Genomic DNA, 18,472 nt, shown 5'->3' with positions numbered 1-18,472 from the left:
ATCCTACTTAATGTAAGTGCTCCCTGTGAGATCCAAACGAATGCTTTAATCCGCTGGGAATGCTTTTGGTGGAGGTGCATATTTAGATGCATCTGCGGCTTTGTCCGTAGCCGCCATAGACTGTAACGGATAGATCACGGTACCAATCACACCTGTATTTTGGATGGAACCATGATCTGAGTTTGCAGCATAGGCATCTTCAGGACGACTAAAGGTAAAGGATGCTACCGCAGAGTCACTCTTACGGAAGCCTTCAATAATCAACTCCCCCTGTGGACGAAGCACATAACCTGAATTGCTACGTGATGCTGCACGTCCATCAATAACATCTAAACCATCCACACTGGCAACCACTTCAAACGTGCTATTGCTATGGTTCTGGTATTTGAGCTGATAACTTTGTCCATCTTTACCAGATAAATAATACTGCTGACCATCTCGAAATAAAGGCAGTGGACGCTGTGCATCATCTACAATCGAAAAGCTAATTTTTCCAGCCGCCAATGACAGACTATTCACGGCCTTACCCACATATTTTTTGCTGGCATAGCGAACTTGTGATTCAGCAATTGGGCTACTGGATAAACGTTTTAAATTGACTTCCGTGACGTTTGAACTGATCTCATCGCCCCACTTGGTGCCTAATTTTTCACTTTTAGCGACCTGAGCATTCTGAACCGTAGATTCCGCACTCATCTCACTCATTTTGGTATTTGTACTACTACAAGCTGCCACAAATAAGCTCAAAAGCAGGGAGATAAATAAATAGAGTTTTTTCATTTTGGCTTCATCCTAAATGCAATTTTTATCGTTGTCAGGCAATCATTGTTCATCTGTCTAATCTATAGACGGTTCAATTCATGAGTTTAAATTAAGCCTATTTTTTTCAGCAGCCTATTAGTTTTATATAATTGTAAGTTAAGCGCTTCTCACTGCCTTTAAGCTCAAGAAGCCCTATTTAGACTTAATGCTGTGAATAATCTCTCGCTCCGAACAAGGCGGTTCCAACGCGAACCATAGTCGACCCAGCTGCAATTGCATCGACCATATCGCCTGACATACCCATGCTTAAGGTATCCCAGTTTTCAGGGTGAACATGCAGCTCTTTTACTTGGTCAAATAACACTTTCGCCGCCTTAAAGGCTTGAGTATTGTTCGGTGCAGGAATCACCATCAACCCACGCAGTTTGATGTGAGGCAACTGACTGATACTTTTTACCAACTCAGCAACTTCATCAGGTTGGCAGCCATCTTTGCTGTCTTGAGCATCGATATTGACCTGTAGACAAAGATTTAATGGTGGTTGTGTTATCAGACGCTGCGCCGATAAACGCTCTGCAATAATTAAACGATCAACTCCATGCACCCATGCAAACTGTTCAGCCAAATGTTTGGTTTTATTGCGTTGTACATGCCCAATAAAATGCCATTCGATCTCTAAATCTTGTAGCGCCTCTATCTTCTGCAAAGCCTCTTGTAGGTAGTTCTCACCAAAGGCGCGTTGACCACAAGCGTACATGTCTCGTAACACTTCGCTCGGATGTGTTTTAGAAACCGCCAAAAGTTCTACAGACTCCACGTCACGACCTGAAATTTCGCAGGCCTGTTGAATTTGGGATAACACGTATTGACGTGAATTTTGCAAGATATTCATTGACGAGGGTCTCATTTCGGTCATCTTTTTTGCTTTGCCTTTCAACAAACTGTTGGTTAAGTTGATTGAAAGCCTTATTATTCTATCAAAATAATTAGCATTTAAATGAACTCGGGGAAATAATGGATATCACAGAATTACTAGCCTTTTCGGCTAAGAACGGGGCATCAGATTTACACTTATCTGCAGGTATGCCACCGATGATTCGTGTCGATGGTGAAGTTCGTCGTATCAATTTACCAGCTTTAGAACACAAAGAAGTGCATAAACTGGTCTATGACATCATGAATGACAAACAACGTCGTGATTTCGAAGAAAAATTAGAAACGGACTTTTCCTTTGAAGTTCCAAGTATTGCTCGTTTTCGTGTGAACGCATTCAACCAAAACCGCGGTGCAGGTGCAGTATTCCGTACCATTCCTTCTAAAGTCCTGACCATGGAAGACTTAGGTTTAGGGCAAACCTTTAAAGAGTTGTGTGAATTACCACGTGGTTTAGTTTTAGTGACGGGGCCTACTGGTTCTGGTAAATCTACCACTTTGGCGGCAATGATCGATTATATTAACGATAACCGCTATGACCATATCTTAACGGTTGAAGACCCAATCGAATTTGTACACCAGTCAAAAAAATGCTTGATCAACCAACGTGAAGTACACCGTGATACGCATGGTTTTAACGAAGCACTGCGTTCTGCACTCCGTGAAGACCCCGATATTATCCTCGTGGGTGAGATGCGTGACCTTGAAACCATTCGTTTGGCGCTCACTGCCGCTGAAACGGGTCACTTGGTCTTCGGTACACTACATACCACCTCTGCGGCAAAAACCATTGACCGTGTGATTGACGTATTCCCTGCTGAAGAAAAAGACATGGTTCGTGCCATGTTATCTGAATCGCTACAAGCCGTGATTTCTCAAACCTTACTCAAGAAAAATGGCGGTGGTCGTGTTGCCGCGCATGAAATCATGATTGGTATTCCTGCCATTCGTAACTTAATTCGTGAAAACAAAGTGGCACAGATGTATTCTGCTATTCAGACTGGTGCAAACTACGGTATGACCACACTGGATCAAAGTCTGAAAAACTTGGTCACCAAAGGGGTGATCAGTCCACAGACTGCGCGTACAGCTGCCAAGCAACCTGAAACCTTCTTATAAGAAAACAATGGATTTGGGGTATAGATATGGATTTTAACGACTTACTCAATTATATGATTCAACAAAAAGCGTCGGATTTATTTATCACTGCTGATGTTGAACCTTCCATGAAAATTAACGGTCAAATTGTGCCTGTGGCTAAGGGTAAGCTGACGGGTGATGTCGCGGGGCAACTGCTCAACTCGATTATGAGTGAAAAGCAGCGTAAAGAATTTGCAGATACACATGAGTGCAACTTCGCGATTATGAATCGGGATAAAACGGCACGTTTTCGTGTCAGTGCCTTTCAACAGCGTGATATGCCAGGCATGGTTTTGCGTCGGATTGAGACGCAAATTCCAACCATGGACGAGTTAAAACTCCCGCCTGTGCTCAAAGAGTTGGCCATGACCAAACGTGGCATCATCATCTTTGTAGGTGCAACAGGTACGGGTAAATCGACCTCTTTGGCTTCGATCATTGGTTACCGTAACCAAAACTCGAAAGGCCATATCATTACCATTGAAGACCCAATTGAATTTATTCATGAGCATGCAGGCTGTATCATTACCCAACGTGAAGTGGGCATTGATACTGACTCTTTTGAAATCGCGCTGAAAAACACCTTACGTCAGGCACCCGATGTGATCCTGATTGGTGAGATTCGTTCCCGTGAAACCATGGATTATGCGATTGCCTTTGCTGAAACAGGTCACTTGGTATTTGCAACGCTACACGCCAACAACGCCAACCAAGCCATCGACCGTATTATTCACTTTTTTGAAGCAGACCGTCATAGCCAATTGTTTATGGACTTGTCTTTAAACCTTAAAGCGATGGTTGCTCAGCAGTTGATTCCAACACCAGACGGCAATTCTCGTCGTGCTGCAATTGAGATTTTGATTAACTCACCGTTAATTTCCGATTTGATCCGTAAAGGTGAAATCCACGAAATTAAAGACCTGATGAAGCGTTCTCGTGAACTTGGTATGCAAACTTTTGACCAAGCCTTATTCGATTTGTACAAAGCTAAGCAGATTACCTATAAAGATGCGCTGAAACACGCCGACTCTCCAAACGACTTACGCTTACAAATCAAGTTGTCTGAAGAAGGCGGTGATCGTCTATTGCATGCCAGTGCAAACATCACGTTTGACGGACAAGCTTAAGCATTTCTTTAAGCAATAAAAAAGGGCTTCTCATGAAGCCCTTTTTTAGGTCTAAGTTATTACTTTTTACGAAGTGCTTCTTGGCACTCCGCAGCATCACAGTAACCATATAGGTTGAGTGAGTGACCTGTTAAAGTAAAGCCATGCTTTTCAGCAACTTCGTGCTGCTCATGCTCAATCACTTCGTTGCTAAACTCAACCACTTTGTTGCAGTTTTGACAAACGATATGATCATGATGATCGTCTTGCATGATTTCGAAAACAGAATGGTTATTTTCAAAGTGATGGCGCTGAATAATGCCCGCTGCTTCAAACTGCGTTAACACGCGGTAAACAGTTGCTAAACCGACATCTTCACCTTGTTCAAGTAAAGTCTTATAAATATCTTCCGCACTTAAATGGTGTTGCTTTGAATTTTCTAGTAGTTCTAATATTTTAATTCGTGGAAGTGTAACTTTAAGTCCAGCTTTGCGTAGATCTTGATTTGAAATTGGCATGTAAAAAGGTCTCTCAACAAATTTAAAGTTAGAATATGCAACAAAGTGTAGATGCAGTATGATCTATCCGTGGCTCAATTGCATCATAATTAATTTGGGATAGTGTAGCAAAATGCAAAAAATCATGTTGGCGTTATTCGTCACTTCACTGCTCGCAGGCTGTTCGACCTTGGGCGTTTATAAAGTTGATATTCCTCAAGGTACGCCATTAACTCAAGCACAAGCGTCAAAAATACAAGTTGGCATGAGCCATCAACAAGTTCGCTTTTTGCTTGGCAGCCCGACAGTTTCAGATCCAATGAATCCGCTACGTTGGGACTACATCTACAATTATACCCCAGGAACGTATGCTAAAAAAGCCAAGATTCCTGCTGCACAAGGTCAACACCTGAAAGTCTATTTCGACCCAAACGGTATTGTGCAAAAAATTGAAGGCTTAGAAACCATTCCTGCATCTCAGCCGGGCTTACCAGCATCGAAAGAAGCGATTCTAAACGCGCCCCCACTATAAAGCCTTATTCTAAAAAAGAAACCCCTCAACTGAGGGGTTTTTCATATCATTTCGATTGTTTTAAGCGATTGCCTTTTGCAAAGCGACCCACAGGATTATTTTGTGCACGTATCCTTCTAATATCTTTAGGATTAATGCTCAAAGGACGATAAATTTCAACACGATCCCCTACTTGCAAAACCTGTTGAAGATCTTTCAAGCGGATACCAAAGATGCCCAATTGTAAAGGCTCAGGCAATTCAACCTGCGAACCTATACCACTCAGTTGAATCGCATCCTGCGCCGTCATTCCTTCAGAAAATGGCACACTGATATGAAACTGCTGGTCTGCTGTTGCATAAGCAACCCAGACTTGTTGAAGCATGCGCATTAGATCAGTTTTCCAAGTACGGCTACAATTGCCAATACGATAGAAACAGGTAATACCACACGCACGGCAATGCGCCAAATATTATAAAAAGCTTCATTACTAAAGTTCATCGACTTACGTAAATGGCTAATTTTCATAATCCAACCGGCAAAAATGGCATAAATCAAACAAATCACTAAGCCCCACAGCATCAGTAAGATGTTAAAAATCGGGCCAGTGGCTGGAATCAACCAAACCAACGTTGCAGCTAGCAATACGATCCATTGAATCACAATATTTAACTGGCGCTGTGCCAACTGCTCACGTGCCATCTGTAACAGCACGGCTGCCGCTGCAACTGCAGTTAAGGCAATCGCATACGCAGGTAATGCCGCTTGGACTGCAAAAAATGCAAAAGCAACCACAGCTAAAATTTGTGCAATCCAAATCGGTAAAACAGTCTTGCTTGCAGCATCTTGCTGTTGAACTTGTGCCAAACTGTTCTGCCAGTACAGGCCGAGTCCTAAACCGCTTGCCACCAAAGCCAATACCGTTGCACTGCCCCATTCTGAAAATTCAACCGGCGTCACTTGCCACTCAGCCGTTCCTGTACCAGAGAGGTTTGCAAGCACTAAGGAGATCAGCACACCGACCGCCGTTAACGCTAAGGTCAACAGACGTGGGGCAAAAGACAACGCGATGGCAACCACGGCCAAAGTAATAAAGATCACGGACGATGTCATATCGGCCAGTGCATATTGATTTAATAATTGCGCAGCATTAGACAACATGCCGCCCGCTAAAAAAGGAATAAAGACAACAGCAAGCCATCCAACAAGACGCCACGTCTGAGAAGCATCGGCATCACGCGTCAAACTCAACAAAGCATTCAATGCCGTGGTTTTTGAACGCTTGGCTAAGGCAATTTCTAAGTAACACACAGGTAAAGCCAAGATCACCATGGTCACTAACCAAAGTAACCAAAAGTCGAGCTGACGTTCAACCTGAATTCCCACCAAGGGTGCAAGTGTGGCAATGATAATAAATGATAAACAAAATGCCATCAGCGGCGATAACCATCGTGACAGAGCATTGTCTTGCATGATGCGTTCCTTCAATAAGTCTTGCGCTATTTTGCCTTGCTCGCTTATGAAAATCAAAAACAAAAAGCAAACCATCAAAACTGATGATTTGCTGCGCTAAATATAATTAAAATTTATTGTTTTTATCCCTCGTTTGGCTCACTTATGAAAAGAAACGAGCAAACCAATTTTTTCCTTTTTTCTTTTCTTTTTCTTTGATGATGCCCATCATATTTTCTTTTACGGCACCGACATAATCTGCATCATCGTGCTGGATATGATTAATCAGCCATTTCGACAACACTTCATGCAGTTCAGCTTCGATTGAATGACCCAACTCAAAACGATCACGATAAGATTCAATTTTTTTAATAAATAAATCATGTACACGTTTGTGCGGTACACGATATTTATAACCCGCTTCTTCTTGGAGAGACTCTTCAAAAGTAAAGTGAGACTGTGTGTAATCAATAATATTTTCTAAAATCTGTTTGACGCGTTCACGGTCAGTATTGACATCAATCGCATCAATTTCATTGATATAATCGAGAATACGACGGTGTTGATCGTCAATCACATCGATACCAGTATTATATTCTGGAACCCACTTCATTATCATTCCGACCACCCAATAAAAATTAATAGATTAATTACATGAATTAATCATATCGATTAGAATTAAAAATAAAAGTGAATCAAATTGGTTGGTTTTATACTATTTTCATTAAATTAAACTTAAGTATTTATTTTAAATAAGTAAATAAATTTAAATCCGACCAAAAGAATCAGTTATTATTTAATCAATTTTATTATTTTATAAGTATGTACCAAAATAAAAGCATGTTTTATATTATTATCAACATGCTTTCATATTCTAATCATTTTGAAATAAATTAATATTTATCTGCTTTAGTAACGCGTTTTAAAGAGGGATCTTTAGCTTCTCGGATTAAACGTTCCACATGGGTCATTTGGTGGCGGATCGCTTTGCCATATTGAAATAAAATCATTTCACCGGGTGCAAAGGCTGTCCACGCTTCATTTTGAGTCAACGGTTCCGTAGTAATCACGGCCACGCGGTCCTCAGCGGTAGTGACTTGACTAAAATCAACTTCAACATCAATGTCGATCAGCTGCGCAGGTTTAAATGGGTACTCACGCACCAACCAATGCAGTTTGGTAATGGCATAACTAAACAGGGCTTGTCCATTCGATAAACAGAAATTGAACGTGCCATGCTCTGCAATTCGTGGAGAAACATCAGTTAATAAATCAAAAACTTGATCTAGACTTGGCTCGGTATAGCCAAACTTATTCACCAGTTGGTCCAGTAAATAGCAAAATGCACGTTCGCTGTCGGTATTACCAACTGGCGTAAAGCGTCCTGACAGTACAGGATCAAAGTTATGCAAATCGCCATTATGCGCAAAAATCCACTGTCGTCCCCACAACTCACGGCTAAATGGATGTGAGTTTTCTAAGTTAATTTTTCCCTGTGTCGCTTTGCGGATATGTGCAATCACATTGCGTGATTTGATCGGATAATTACGAATTAATTCAGCAATCGGCGATTCAACTGCAGATTGATTATCCACGAATAAACGGCAGGCTTTATCCTCAAAAAAAGCAATCCCGAAACCGTCACAATGGTCTGAAGTAATCCCCGCGCGCTGTGAAAAGCCTCGAAATGAAAAGGTAATATCAGTCGGTGTTGCACAGTTCATTCCGAGCAGTTGGCACATAATATTGATCTTATTTAAACATATTTATTTATGATGGTTTTATTGTGCATGAGTCCTGACTGGCTTGCAATTCACAATGCTTCATAACCCGAACACATTCACGCATAAAACTATTGTTATAAAATGCATAGGCCTAAAAAAAGCCTCTGAGGAGGCTTTTCAAAATATTTAGTGCTTATTACTGCGATTGGTAATTAATGTACCGACACCATGATCGGTGAAAATCTCCAACAGCGTTGCATGTGGCACACGACCATCCACAATATGCGCGCTTACCACACCACCTTTCACCGCATCTAGAGCACAACCCACTTTCGGAATCATACCGCCATAAATCACGCCCGTTTCAATGAGGCGGTCAACTTCTTGAGTGGTTAGACCGGTGAGCAGGTTTTTATTTTCATCTAAAACACCTGAAATATTGGTCAACAAAATCAGCTTTTCAGCACCGAGGGCTTCAGCCACTTTTCCAGCCACCAAATCAGCGTTGATGTTATAAGTATTGCCCTCTTCATCCACACCTAATGGTGCAATCACAGGAATAAAATCACCACTGGTAAACATTTCCAATACATCGGTTTTAACACTGGTCACTTCGCCCACTAGGCCAAGATCAATTTTTTGTACCGTGCCATCTTCCGCCGTTTTTTCCATCAGTAACTTTTGTGCACGCAGTAAGTTACCATCTTTACCCGTTAAACCAATGGCACGACCACCATGTTGGTTAATCAAATTCACGATAGATTTATTCACACTACCGCCCAACACCATTTCAACCACTTCCATGGTCGCTGGATCGGTCACTCGCATGCCATCAATACGGTCCGACTCACGCCCCAATTGCTTTAAAAATGAATCCACTTGTGGACCACCGCCATGCACCACGATTGGATTTAAACCGACGGTTTTTAACAAAACGATGTCACGTGCAAACGAGCTCTCAAGCTCAGGATCGGTCATTGCATTGCCACCATATTTCACTACTAGCGTTTTTCCAGCAAAACGTTGAATGTACGGCAAAGCTTCAGTCAGAACTTGTGCTTTGTCGAGGCCAGTATGTTGATGTGGCATGTGCCTCTCCTTAATGGGCGTCTAATAGGTCTTGTGCAATCTGCGGATAATCTGCCGTCAGCATGTGCACAAAGTTATGGCGAATTTGATGGAGCCGCTGATCACTGTCCGCGTCGAAACGCACAGTAAAATACTCGCCCGTATTCGATGCTCGAATAATGCCAAATCCATCCTCAAAATCAAGTCTTACGCCATCAATTTTACTCATTTCCGCTTGAAAGTGCTGACTTTGTTTTTCCACATTCGCTAAAACCAGCGCCGGGGAAATCTGATGGGTGCTGATATAAATATCTTCTGTACTGGCACGTTCTGGGTAGTCTGCCAGTGCTTCCGACAAAGTGCATTGCTTCAAGCTTAAGTATTCCAACACACGTAGTGCGGCATATAAACCATCGTCATAACCAAAACCACGACCATCATTAAACACATAATGCCCTGCATACTCACCGCCAAAAACAGCATCTCCTTCAGATTGCGCCAAATATTTACGCAAAAAAGAACTGCCTGTGCGAATCATTTTTGGAATACCGTGATGAGCCAATACGGTATTTCGAACCATCGTGGAACATTTCACATCAAAAACCACTTCATGTGCTGGATGATCAGCCAAACACATGTGCGCAAACAAGGACAATAAACGGTCTGCTGAAATGATTACGCCCTTTTCATCAATCAATACAACACGATCACCATCACCATCAAAGGCAATACCGATATCGGCATGCTGTTGCTGCACGGCGTTACGCAGCAGATTTAGATGTTTGGCTTGAGATGGATCGGGGGCATGTTCAGGAAATTCACCATTAGCCTCACAGCGTAAAGCATGCACCTCACAGCCGAGTTTCTTTAAGACCAAAACGGCACAACGCCCCGCTGAACCGTATAAACCATCCACCACAACTTTATAGGGTCGAGGTTGAGGCATGAGCTGTATATCATTGAGCAATGCCACCTGATAAGCCAGACAATATTCAGGCACGATCTGATGTGACAACATTTGCCAGTTCATCTCTGCATGGCTGTCAAAATATTCATTTGCATCGCGTGCCACCTGTTGGATTGCCTCAGGTAAAGGAGGCTCACCTTGTATAATCCATTTGATCCCATTATCCGACTTCGGATTGTGGCTGGCTGTCACCATAATTCCATTGCCATCAAACTGGCGTGCCGTGTAATACAACACAGGGCTAGCACAACATCCGATAATTTTCGCATCTAAGCCCTGTGTAAGACATTCTTTGTAAATAATTTCTGCAAAGGCAGGACTACTTTGTCTGGCATCATAACCAATGGCTAGACGTGTCTGCCCAGCATTTAAGTATTGCGTTGCGAGCGCCTGTGCAATGGCACGAATCAGCTGAGCACTCATGACATCCAATTTGCCACGAATGTCATAGGCACGAAAAATATGTGCAGGAAATTTTGGCTGAAAATCCATAGGTCTAACTTCTAATTTATTCATTTTGAGCAATTCATTATCAACTGCCCTTGTTTTTATGCTTAACGCTGCATTTAATTTTACTAAGGATTCAAAAAAGAGTTGTAACTTTTTATGAACTAAAAATGATCATTCAGCATTAAAACAACAAAGCCTCTTTCAAGGAGAGGCTTTGTTGTTTTAATTTATCACTGACAGATTAGTTTTGACCAGTATGTCCAAAACCACCTGCACCACGTTCTGTCGCTTCAAACTCATTCACAATATCAAACTGTGCTTGAATCACAGGTACGAGTACATACTGTGCAAGACGTTCACCCGGTTCTAAACTGAAAGCAGTTTGACTACGGTTCCAAACTGAAACCATTAACTCACCTTGATAGTCCGAATCAATTAATCCCACCAAGTTACCCAAAACAATGCCGTGCTTATGACCTAGGCCTGAACGCGGTAAAATTAAACCTGCAAAGTGTGGGTCTTCAATATAAATCGACAGACCTGTTTTGACCAAAACAGTTTGTCCCGGTTCAATGACGGTCGCAGCATCAACACATGCACGAAGGTCTAAGCCTGCTGAACCCGTTGTCGCATAAGTTGGCATTGGCCATTCATTGCCTAAACGTGAATCCAACACTTTAACCTGAACTTTCATTCTCTTTTTCCTAGTACAATGAATTTCTAAAACAAAAAAATATTTAGCGCTTAATCAACGCACGTAAATTGTCTAAATAATGCTGCGCTTGTAATTTCGGATCGACATTGCCCGCTAGTTTCTTTTTACGCCCCAGCCACTCCAACTCATCTTGCGGCAACTCATCCAAGAAACGGCTTGGTGTCATTTGCTTCATTTGACCGCCTGCCTTACGTTGTTCTGCAAGCGTGATAGTTAAACCCTGACGGGCACGGGTAATGCCCACGTACATCAGGCGACGCTCTTCCTCAACTGTATCGGCGGCAATCGAGTTTTTATGCGGCAGCAATTCTTCCTCAAGACCAATCAGATAAACATATGGAAACTCAAGACCTTTGGATGCATGCAGCGTCAACAAGTTTACTTTGTCAGTGTCTTCTTCTTCTTGCTGCTGCTCTAACATATCTAGCAACACCATTTTACGAATTACACTTTCAATGTTTTTCTCATCAACATCTTCAGCACGGTTAATCAAACTTTGAATACTGCTATACAGCACTTCAATATTATCTAGCTTGGTTTTTTCCTGTGCAGGCGTCGCCGCAGACTCTTTGACATAGTCGATATAGCCTGCTTCAACCATCATCTTACGGATAATGGGCACAGGTTCATCATCCTCAAGCAACTCACGAGTGAAGGTGGTAATGAAGTCTGCAAACTCCGCCAACTGTGTGGTGGCTTTTTTAGGAATCACCATGGTGAGACGCTGATCACCCGCTGCAGAGAGCAACGACAAATGATTTTCTTGTGCAAACAGACCCAGCTTTTCTAAAGTCACAGGCCCAATGGCACGTTTAGGTGTATTGATAATTCGCAAAAATGCACTGTCATCTTCAGGGTTAATAATGACGCGCAAATAGCTCATCACGTCTTTGATTTCAGCCCGTCCGAAGAACGACTGACCACCCGATAATTTATATGGAATCTGCATTTGACGCAGTTGTGTTTCCAGTGCTCGTGCTTGGAAGTTCCCCCGATACAAAATCGCGTAATCCTTCCAATTTTTACCATTCATCAGTTTATGGGTAATTAAGTCTTTCACTACGCGTTCTGACTCATCGTCATCATTGCGGCACGTAATCACTCGAATTACTTCACCATGTCCTTTATCTGACCACAGTTTTTTATCAAAAATATGCGGATTGTTACCAATCACGGTATTCGCCGCTTTCAAAATACGACTGGTCGAACGATAGTTCTGTTCGAGTTTAATCACTTTTAAATTGTGAAAATCCTCATTCAGCAAAGCCATATTTTCAGGCTTGGCACCACGCCATGCGTAGATCGATTGATCATCATCACCCACCGCTGTGAACTGTCCCATCACCCCGACCAGCAATTTCACCAAAATATACTGTGCGGTGTTGGTGTCTTGATACTCATCGACCAATAAATAGCGAATGCGATTTTGCCAGCGCTCACGTACTTCTGCATTTTCTTGTAAAAGACGCGTCGGCATCACGATCAGGTCATCAAAATCGACCGCATTATAGGCCCGTAAATTACGCTCATACAGTTGATACAAGTGCGCAAACTGAACATCTTCTGCGGTTTCACAGGTGGTGTGTGCTTGCTCAGGTGGAATCAGATCATTTTTCCAATCTGAAATCATCTTCATGGCTTTGGCAATCAGTTCTTTACTTTCCGCACCGGATAAATTGTCACGGTGCATCAAGTCCATCAAAATACGCTTACAGTCGTCCGCATCTAAAATAGAAAAATTATTTTTTAATGGTGTGTGTTTCAGCTCTAAACGCAGCATGTTTAGACCGAAGGTGTGAAAGGTCGAGACTGAAAGCCCTTTTGCCTCTTCACGTGACAGCAGCTTGGTGACACGTTCTTTCATTTCACGTGCTGCTTTGTTGGTAAACGTCATCGCGGTAATACGATAAGCAGGAATGCCGCAGTGTTTCACCAAGTAGGCAATCTTACGGGTAATCACCGAAGTTTTACCTGAACCAGCCCCTGCAAGTACTAACAAGGGTCCTTGAGTGTATTTCATGGCTTCAAGTTGCTTGTCGTTTAATTGACTTGCCAGTGACATAGTCTTTCCTCTATTTCATTCCGAGCTCGATTATAGTCATCTCCGCAACAGATGCATAATGCAAATTCATATTTTAACAATCATAAAAAAACCACCCGAAGGTGGTTTTTCAGTCTTCAATAAAAATTATTGAATTGCGTAGATGCTGATTTCTACACGACGGTTTTGCTCACGGCCTTCAGCAGTTGCGTTAGACGCGATTGGGTTTGCTGAACCTTGACCTTGTGCATTAATACGTGTTGTAGAAACACCTTGAGATGCCAAGTAGCTTGCTACAGATTGCGCACGCGCTTGAGACAGAGGAATGTTGATTGAATCATTACCTGTACTGTCTGTATAACCTGTTACAAGAATACCGCTCTTGTTATCTTCAGTTAGGGTTTGCGCAACTTTGTTTAAAGTTGAATAGAAGTTCGGCTTGATGTTTGATTTGTTGGTATCAAAAGTAATGTTACCCGGCATAACCAAACCTACAGAACCATCTGGATTACGGTTAACTTCTACACCAGTACCCGCCATTTGTTGACGAAGTTTTTTCTCTTTGTTGTCAAGGTAAACACCAGTCGCACCACCGACAACTGCGCCAATCGCTGCAGCACGGTTGTTTTGACGGCTAGTATTTGCACTTCCTTTAGAAATACCATAACCCGCAGCAGCACCAATTAAGGTTCCTAAAGCAGCTTTATCGTATTCTACACCACCAATGTTATTACCAGTGCTTTGACAACCTGTAAGAACCATTGCCCCAACGACTGCGGAAATTGCTAGTGCACGCATCGCATGCCTCCTTCTTTGTGTGTTTTGTTTATAGAACGAATATTGTCGTAAAACGATGATCTAGACCATTGATTTTTTGTTAATAATAAAGCCTTTATTTACAATATGTAATAAAAAATTTCCTTTTCAAGGCTTTCTTCGTCACAATTTCTACACAGTTAATGTTTGGTGCTTTTCTATTTGATCATCCCGTACTATATTGACCTTTAGAAATAGAACGAGTTGCGAAACGCATTATATTTTAGGGTTTATTTTTATGTCATCACCAAACCAAAAACAACCTTTATTAAAAAAAATCACACGTGGTTTAACTGTTGGTTCAGTCATTACAGGCAGTACTTTTTTTCATGGCCCGCCAGTGCTTGCGCTTGGCCTGACCAAACTGTTTAAAAAATCTAAAAAGGTGGATGAGACCAATATTCAAATCACCAACAGTTGGCTCGCTGTGAACAATTATTTAATCGATCATGTCTTACCCAACACAAAATGGGACATTTCTGTCGACGATGATCTTGAGCTAAGTATGCAGGGCCGTTACCTCATGACTTGCAACCATCAAAGTTGGGTCGACACCACGGTTAACCAATATTTTGGTTTAACCCGTATGCCCCTCACCCGTTTTTTTACCAAGTGGGAACTTATTTTTATTCCATTTGTCGGCCAAGCTTTTAAAATTCTAGGCTTCCCGATGATGAAGCGGCATAGTAAAGAACAAATTGCGAAAAATCCTGCGTTGAAAACACGCGATATGGAAGAGGCACGCAAGTCTTGTGAACAACTGCTTAGCCAACCCTTTACCCTGTTAAACTATTTGGAAGGCACGCGTTTTACGCAAGAAAAACATGCACAGCAGCAGTCGCCTTACCAAAATTTACTTAAACCGAAAGCGGGTGGCTTGGCCTTGGCCTTAAGTATTTTAGGTAATGACATTGATGCCTTGGTAGATATGACCATTGTTTATCCCGACGGCGCGCCTGGCTATAGCGAATTTTGGCTCGGGGAAGTCCCACGGATTGCGGTCAATTTGCGTAAAATTGATATTCCTGCATGGGTCCTCGCTGGAAACTATGAAGACGATGCAGACTTTCGTGAACAATTCCAACAGTGGGTCGATCAACTTTGGACTGAAAAAGACCAGTTGATTGAAAAAATGAAAGCCAAATACTCAATGTCCAATTTAACCCAGTAAGGGTCTATGCATGATGCAGAATAACCAAGTCAAAAAGTCTAAATATCATCAGGTTGATCCACAAAGTTTGTATTTCAAACTGTTTTTGATCTATGACATTTTTATGGTGTTTCTCATCATTTTTAACTTGTTTTGTTTATGTGCTAATTTTTTTATCATGAGCAATATCGGTGGATGGTTTTTCCATGCCATTCACCTAGAAAGTGTCTTAAGCTTCTATCGTGAGCATTTGCATCCGTGGGTTATCACCACAGAAGCTTGGTTTATTCTGTTCTTGATTACTGAATTATTGGTGCGTTGGGGCATTGCCATCGTGTATCGACACCATCGTCGCTGGTTTTTCTTTCCCTTTATTCATTGGTACGAAATTTTAGCGATTATTCCTCATTTACGTTTTTTAAGATTATTTCGTGCAGGGGTGATTGCTTTTCGACTACATGAATTAGGCTATAACGTAATTCCTGAGTCGGTACAAACCAAGGCCAAATTTTACTACCGAGTAGTGATGGAAGAACTCTCTGACCGCGTCGTGATTACTGTATTAGATGGGGTGAAGCACGAATTAAATACCAGCTCTACCCATAAAAAAATTATCCATGACCTGGTCGATCATCATCGGGCTTTATTTGCACAAGCATTGGCTGAAATTTTACAAGAATCTCTCGCCACCGAACTGAAACAGCGACAGTATTTCATTGCCCAAAATGTCGGTCTGATTGTGAATCGTGCGATTGAAGATACCCCTGAACTGACCCAATTACTGCGTTTAATCCCAATTGTGGGTGGAAGAATTGAGCAACAAATTCAAAGTATCGGACAACGACTTGGTGAAAACATCACACAAGGTTTACTGGAACCGATGGTGGTGGGAAATGCAGCACAGCCCAATGCCACTTATCGCTTGATAGCTGAAAAAGTCAGTGATTTAAAAATCGATAATCAGTCTTTGGAACAGTTGGTTGAGTCTGTTGTTTATGAAAGTTTGGATGCCATTCGCAAGCAAGTTAAGGTGAAACAGTGGTTAGAAGAGCTTGAAAAAGATGATCAAGCCAAAGAATAAGCATTAAGGTAAAAATATTACAAACGCAGCTAGTGCAATCCTTCATTTTGTTCTAGGATTTGCTCTATTTACAACATCACTTCTTTAGTAAAAAATAAATCTGAGAAGTCTTAAGGAAAAATTATGGCTGATATCCGGATAACTGGCAGAATGGTCAATGCGATTCGCATTACCCTTGACACCAATGATCATGATGCAATCCGACAGCAATTAAGTAAAACATTACAAAATGCATCGACTGCTGGAGCGTTAGTTGTTCTGGAAAGTAGCGTGGAGCAAGAGCTAATTTCCTTGATTCAATTATTACTGGATCTGGATGTACAGCCAATGGCAGTACAAGAAGGAATTTTGGCTGAACAGGCCCGTGCCATTCAGTTCCCTGTGATTCCCGCGCAAGGTCATGGTATTAGCTCGCAACTTCAAGAAGTCAAAGCAACCAAAGAGCAAGTGGTTGAAGCCCCTGCTCCTGCTGCGACAGCTTCGACCAATACGCCAGTTATGCCAGTACCTGTTATTCGTCATGCAACTTCATACCATGACGAAATTTTACGTACAGGTCAGTGCTTGGTTCAAAATCAAGGCGATATCATTATTACCGCAGGCATTAACAGTGGCTCGGAAGTGATTGCTTCAGGAAATATACATATTTATGGCAGTGCTCGTGGTAGAGTCATTGCCGGCGCGGGCGGAAACAGCGCTGCACGCATCTTCTGTCATGCTTTAGAAGCTGAATTGGTTTCAATTGCAGGGACCTATTGTGTTGCAGATGATATTCCAGCGCAGCATTTAAAACGCCCAACACATATTTACTTAAATGATCAACAAGAGCTTGTATTTGAAGCGCTTGAATTTTAATGTATAAATAAACACCAAAAGCCCCAAATGATAAATAAGGGGATTTAAACCATAACAGGAGTGGATTCGGTGGCGAAAATTGTTGTCGTAACATCAGGCAAAGGTGGCGTAGGCAAAACTACGACAAGCGCATCTTTTGCAACAGGTTTAGCCCTACGTGGTCACAAAACTGTTGTGATCGATTTTGACGTAGGTTTACGTAACCTTGATTTGATCATGGGTTGTGAACGCCGCGTTGTGTATGATTTTGTCAATGTATTAAATAACGAAGCTCGATTACAACAAGCGCTTATCCGCGATAAAGATATCGAGAATTTATATATTTTACCTGCGTCGCAAACCCGTGATAAAGATGCCTTAACTGATGAAGGCGTAGCACGTGTCATGGATGAGTTGTCACAAGAGTTTGACTACATTATTTGTGACTCACCTGCAGGTATCGAACGCGGTGCAATTTTAGCAATGTACCATGCCGATGAAGCGATTATTGTGACCAACCCTGAAATTTCATCTGTACGTGACTCTGACCGTATTATTGGTATGCTCGACAGCAAAACCAAAAAAGTTGAAATGAATGAAGGTCGTATTCGTAAACACTTGTGTATCACACGCTTCAACCCTGAACGTGCTGATAAACAAGAAATGTTAACCATTGACGACATTTCTAAAGATATTTTACGTGTGCCAACTTTGGGAGTGATTCCTGAATGTAAGAGCGTTTTACAAGCATCGAATGAAGGTAAACCAGTGATTCTCTTTACTGAAGAATCAGCAGGCCAAGCCTATGATGACCTTGTGGCACGTTTCTTAGGTGAAGAACGTCCTTACCGTCACATTACCGTGAAGCCTAAAGGCTGGTTAGCACGATTATTTGGAGCGTAGACATGGCAGGATTTTGGAGTAAGCTTTTTAGTAATGATGAAAAACCGTCTAGTGCTCAAACAGCGAAAGATCGTTTGAAAGTCATCGTAGCATCTGAAAGTGGTTTAGGTAAACGTCTTAGCCAAGACAAAATCGACCAAATGAAGAAAGAAATCATGCAAGTGGTGAATCGCTATGTTCGCGGTGTAGATGAACAGCACATTCAAATGGCTGTCCGTTCTGAAGCGAATATTGAAATGCTTGAAATGAATATCAATTTGCCTGAAGAACGTTAATCTGATTTTTGATTAGTCAAGCAAATTGAATCAAGGCAGAATATGCG

At 41.9% G+C, this 18,472-nt stretch carries 20 protein-coding genes; 8 read left to right on the top strand and 12 right to left on the bottom strand.

What is annotated here, in order from left to right; genetic code table 11:
• Positions 1 to 45 precede the first annotated feature (45 nt).
• Together JZ787_RS11990 and JZ787_RS11985 are read right to left on the bottom strand one after the other, a co-directional pair.
• The gene (locus JZ787_RS11990; protein WP_236770146.1) at positions 46 to 780 is read right to left on the bottom strand and encodes a hypothetical protein; all 735 of its coding nucleotides are present in this window, start codon (positions 778 to 780) and stop codon (positions 46 to 48) included.
• Between the two features lie 184 nt (positions 781 to 964).
• The gene (locus JZ787_RS11985; RefSeq protein ID WP_346312389.1) at positions 965 to 1,654 is read right to left on the bottom strand and encodes a YggS family pyridoxal phosphate-dependent enzyme; all 690 of its coding nucleotides are present in this window, start codon (positions 1,652 to 1,654) and stop codon (positions 965 to 967) included.
• 122 nt (positions 1,655 to 1,776) lie between these two features.
• Here JZ787_RS11985 and JZ787_RS11980 point away from each other — a divergent pair, with 122 nt between their 5' ends.
• Together JZ787_RS11980 and JZ787_RS11975 are read left to right on the top strand one after the other, a co-directional pair.
• Complete coding sequence (locus tag JZ787_RS11980; RefSeq protein ID WP_004694862.1) at positions 1,777 to 2,814, top strand: type IV pilus twitching motility protein PilT; 1,038 nt, start codon at positions 1,777 to 1,779, stop codon at positions 2,812 to 2,814.
• A gap of 26 nt (positions 2,815 to 2,840) precedes the next feature.
• The gene (locus JZ787_RS11975; protein WP_004694864.1) at positions 2,841 to 3,962 is read left to right on the top strand and encodes a PilT/PilU family type 4a pilus ATPase; all 1,122 of its coding nucleotides are present in this window, start codon (positions 2,841 to 2,843) and stop codon (positions 3,960 to 3,962) included.
• A 59-nt stretch (positions 3,963 to 4,021) separates the two neighbouring features.
• Here the strand turns inward: JZ787_RS11975 and fur are convergent, their stop codons facing one another.
• A complete protein-coding gene (gene fur / locus JZ787_RS11970; protein ID WP_004694866.1) occupies positions 4,022 to 4,459 on the bottom strand; it encodes a ferric iron uptake transcriptional regulator in 438 nt (145 codons plus the stop codon).
• 112 nt (positions 4,460 to 4,571) lie between these two features.
• Between fur and bamE the strand changes: the two genes are divergently transcribed.
• Positions 4,572 to 4,970 (top strand): outer membrane protein assembly factor BamE, encoded by a 399-nt coding sequence (bamE, locus tag JZ787_RS11965; RefSeq protein WP_004694868.1) that lies wholly within the window; start codon positions 4,572 to 4,574, stop codon positions 4,968 to 4,970.
• Positions 4,971 to 5,016: 46 nt separating this feature from the next.
• On the opposite strand, the gene JZ787_RS11960 is transcribed toward bamE, so the two are convergent.
• The 9 genes from JZ787_RS11960 to JZ787_RS11920 form a co-directional block, all read right to left on the bottom strand.
• The gene (locus JZ787_RS11960; protein ID WP_004984298.1) at positions 5,017 to 5,340 is read right to left on the bottom strand and encodes an RnfH family protein; all 324 of its coding nucleotides are present in this window, start codon (positions 5,338 to 5,340) and stop codon (positions 5,017 to 5,019) included.
• Positions 5,340 to 6,422 (bottom strand): hypothetical protein, encoded by a 1,083-nt coding sequence (locus JZ787_RS11955; RefSeq protein ID WP_346312388.1) that lies wholly within the window; start codon positions 6,420 to 6,422, stop codon positions 5,340 to 5,342. Before JZ787_RS11955 ends, JZ787_RS11960 begins: the two co-directional genes overlap by 1 nt.
• A gap of 142 nt (positions 6,423 to 6,564) precedes the next feature.
• Positions 6,565 to 7,020 carry a bacteriohemerythrin gene (locus JZ787_RS11950; RefSeq protein WP_005400160.1) on the bottom strand — a complete coding sequence of 152 codons (456 nt, stop codon included), beginning with the start codon at positions 7,018 to 7,020 and terminating at the stop codon, positions 6,565 to 6,567.
• Positions 7,021 to 7,294: 274 nt separating this feature from the next.
• The gene (locus JZ787_RS11945) at positions 7,295 to 8,143 is read right to left on the bottom strand and encodes a class II glutamine amidotransferase (protein ID WP_346312387.1); all 849 of its coding nucleotides are present in this window, start codon (positions 8,141 to 8,143) and stop codon (positions 7,295 to 7,297) included.
• 168 nt (positions 8,144 to 8,311) lie between these two features.
• Positions 8,312 to 9,214 (bottom strand): acetylglutamate kinase, encoded by a 903-nt coding sequence (gene argB / locus JZ787_RS11940; protein ID WP_004984290.1) that lies wholly within the window; start codon positions 9,212 to 9,214, stop codon positions 8,312 to 8,314.
• Between the two features lie 10 nt (positions 9,215 to 9,224).
• Positions 9,225 to 10,652 carry a phosphomannomutase/phosphoglucomutase gene (locus tag JZ787_RS11935; RefSeq protein ID WP_346312557.1) on the bottom strand — a complete coding sequence of 476 codons (1,428 nt, stop codon included), beginning with the start codon at positions 10,650 to 10,652 and terminating at the stop codon, positions 9,225 to 9,227.
• A 199-nt stretch (positions 10,653 to 10,851) separates the two neighbouring features.
• Entirely contained in the window at positions 10,852 to 11,304 is a 453-nt protein-coding gene (dut, locus tag JZ787_RS11930; RefSeq protein WP_004694889.1) for a dUTP diphosphatase, read from the bottom strand.
• A 43-nt stretch (positions 11,305 to 11,347) separates the two neighbouring features.
• Positions 11,348 to 13,387 carry a UvrD-helicase domain-containing protein gene (locus JZ787_RS11925; protein ID WP_004694892.1) on the bottom strand — a complete coding sequence of 680 codons (2,040 nt, stop codon included), beginning with the start codon at positions 13,385 to 13,387 and terminating at the stop codon, positions 11,348 to 11,350.
• Positions 13,388 to 13,513: 126 nt separating this feature from the next.
• Positions 13,514 to 14,164 (bottom strand): OmpA family protein, encoded by a 651-nt coding sequence (locus JZ787_RS11920; protein WP_004984284.1) that lies wholly within the window; start codon positions 14,162 to 14,164, stop codon positions 13,514 to 13,516.
• Positions 14,165 to 14,420: 256 nt separating this feature from the next.
• Between JZ787_RS11920 and JZ787_RS11915 the strand changes: the two genes are divergently transcribed.
• From JZ787_RS11915 to minE, 5 genes are all read left to right on the top strand, one after another.
• A complete protein-coding gene (locus JZ787_RS11915; RefSeq protein ID WP_346312386.1) occupies positions 14,421 to 15,353 on the top strand; it encodes an acyltransferase in 933 nt (310 codons plus the stop codon).
• 13 nt (positions 15,354 to 15,366) lie between these two features.
• The gene (locus JZ787_RS11910) at positions 15,367 to 16,413 is read left to right on the top strand and encodes a preprotein translocase subunit SecA (protein WP_346312556.1); all 1,047 of its coding nucleotides are present in this window, start codon (positions 15,367 to 15,369) and stop codon (positions 16,411 to 16,413) included.
• A 123-nt stretch (positions 16,414 to 16,536) separates the two neighbouring features.
• On the top strand, positions 16,537 to 17,268 hold the full coding sequence (gene minC / locus JZ787_RS11905; protein ID WP_346312385.1) for a septum site-determining protein MinC: 732 nt from the start codon (positions 16,537 to 16,539) through the stop codon (positions 17,266 to 17,268).
• 69 nt (positions 17,269 to 17,337) lie between these two features.
• On the top strand, positions 17,338 to 18,150 hold the full coding sequence (minD, locus tag JZ787_RS11900) for a septum site-determining protein MinD (RefSeq protein WP_004694902.1): 813 nt from the start codon (positions 17,338 to 17,340) through the stop codon (positions 18,148 to 18,150).
• Between the two features lie 2 nt (positions 18,151 to 18,152).
• Positions 18,153 to 18,425, top strand: coding sequence for a cell division topological specificity factor MinE (minE, locus tag JZ787_RS11895; RefSeq protein WP_004694905.1), 273 nt, complete (start codon positions 18,153 to 18,155; stop codon positions 18,423 to 18,425).
• Positions 18,426 to 18,472 lie beyond the last annotated feature (47 nt).

The sequence above is a fragment of the Acinetobacter sp. BWR-L5 genome, assembly GCF_039655985.1.
GTDB lineage: Bacteria > Pseudomonadota > Gammaproteobacteria > Pseudomonadales > Moraxellaceae > Acinetobacter > Acinetobacter johnsonii.
Note: the sequence above shows the minus strand (reverse complement) of the source record. Positions and strands in the feature narration are given on the sequence as shown.

Bases quoted from the DNA above. Each gene is read 5' to 3' on its own strand.
- JZ787_RS11990 (WP_236770146.1), bottom strand. From the start codon at position 780: ATGAAAAAACTCTATTTATTTATCTCCCTGCTTTTGAGCTTATTTGTG.
- JZ787_RS11985 (WP_346312389.1), bottom strand. From the start codon at position 1,654: ATGAATATCTTGCAAAATTCACGTCAATACGTGTTATCCCAAATTCAA.
- JZ787_RS11980 (WP_004694862.1), top strand. From the start codon at position 1,777: ATGGATATCACAGAATTACTAGCCTTTTCGGCTAAGAACGGGGCATCA.
- JZ787_RS11975 (WP_004694864.1), top strand. From the start codon at position 2,841: ATGGATTTTAACGACTTACTCAATTATATGATTCAACAAAAAGCGTCG.
- fur (WP_004694866.1), bottom strand. From the start codon at position 4,459: ATGCCAATTTCAAATCAAGATCTACGCAAAGCTGGACTTAAAGTTACA.
- bamE (WP_004694868.1), top strand. From the start codon at position 4,572: ATGCAAAAAATCATGTTGGCGTTATTCGTCACTTCACTGCTCGCAGGC.
- JZ787_RS11960 (WP_004984298.1), bottom strand. From the start codon at position 5,340: ATGCGCATGCTTCAACAAGTCTGGGTTGCTTATGCAACAGCAGACCAG.
- JZ787_RS11955 (WP_346312388.1), bottom strand. From the start codon at position 6,422: ATGCAAGACAATGCTCTGTCACGATGGTTATCGCCGCTGATGGCATTT.
- JZ787_RS11950 (WP_005400160.1), bottom strand. From the start codon at position 7,020: ATGATAATGAAGTGGGTTCCAGAATATAATACTGGTATCGATGTGATT.
- JZ787_RS11945 (WP_346312387.1), bottom strand. From the start codon at position 8,143: ATGTGCCAACTGCTCGGAATGAACTGTGCAACACCGACTGATATTACC.
- argB (WP_004984290.1), bottom strand. From the start codon at position 9,214: ATGCCACATCAACATACTGGCCTCGACAAAGCACAAGTTCTGACTGAA.
- JZ787_RS11935 (WP_346312557.1), bottom strand. From the start codon at position 10,652: ATGGATTTTCAGCCAAAATTTCCTGCACATATTTTTCGTGCCTATGAC.
- dut (WP_004694889.1), bottom strand. From the start codon at position 11,304: ATGAAAGTTCAGGTTAAAGTGTTGGATTCACGTTTAGGCAATGAATGG.
- JZ787_RS11925 (WP_004694892.1), bottom strand. From the start codon at position 13,387: ATGTCACTGGCAAGTCAATTAAACGACAAGCAACTTGAAGCCATGAAA.
- JZ787_RS11920 (WP_004984284.1), bottom strand. From the start codon at position 14,164: ATGCGTGCACTAGCAATTTCCGCAGTCGTTGGGGCAATGGTTCTTACA.
- JZ787_RS11915 (WP_346312386.1), top strand. From the start codon at position 14,421: ATGTCATCACCAAACCAAAAACAACCTTTATTAAAAAAAATCACACGT.
- JZ787_RS11910 (WP_346312556.1), top strand. From the start codon at position 15,367: ATGCAGAATAACCAAGTCAAAAAGTCTAAATATCATCAGGTTGATCCA.
- minC (WP_346312385.1), top strand. From the start codon at position 16,537: ATGGCTGATATCCGGATAACTGGCAGAATGGTCAATGCGATTCGCATT.
- minE (WP_004694905.1), top strand. From the start codon at position 18,153: ATGGCAGGATTTTGGAGTAAGCTTTTTAGTAATGATGAAAAACCGTCT.